At 39.4% G+C, this 322-nt stretch carries 1 protein-coding gene; it reads right to left on the bottom strand.

The window, feature by feature from the left end:
* Positions 1–118 precede the first annotated feature (118 nt).
* A partial coding sequence (locus BCT81_RS29430) for a hypothetical protein (protein ID WP_102425784.1) occupies positions 119–322 on the bottom strand: 204 nt, incomplete at its 5' end.

The following is a 322-nucleotide window of genomic DNA, read 5'->3' as shown; positions in this document are numbered from 1 at the left end:
AAATTCATAATAGCGCCTACATGTTGTAAAGAAAATTCCAATATGAATTTTTTGCAACAAACCCCTAAATTCTAAAAGCGCACATCAAATATACCAGCACAGTAAAGCTCCACCATTTTCAGTCTAGCCAAGACAACGCCATCTCAAATCCCTTGGGCGTTATGTTGATATACCAATCCAAGTCCACTTTCTTACGCATGATTAGCCCGCGCTCCTCTAGAGTTTTGCATGAGACTCGAAAATTGTTCGGGTGGATATCTTTTTGAAGTAAATGATTCACGGCTTGGTTGATGACCGTTGATTTACCTTCTTTCACACCTTT

The organism is Vibrio sp. 10N.261.52.A1, from assembly GCF_002876325.1.
GTDB lineage: Bacteria > Pseudomonadota > Gammaproteobacteria > Enterobacterales > Vibrionaceae > Vibrio > Vibrio chagasii.
This window is presented reverse-complemented; position numbering and strand designations above follow the sequence as displayed.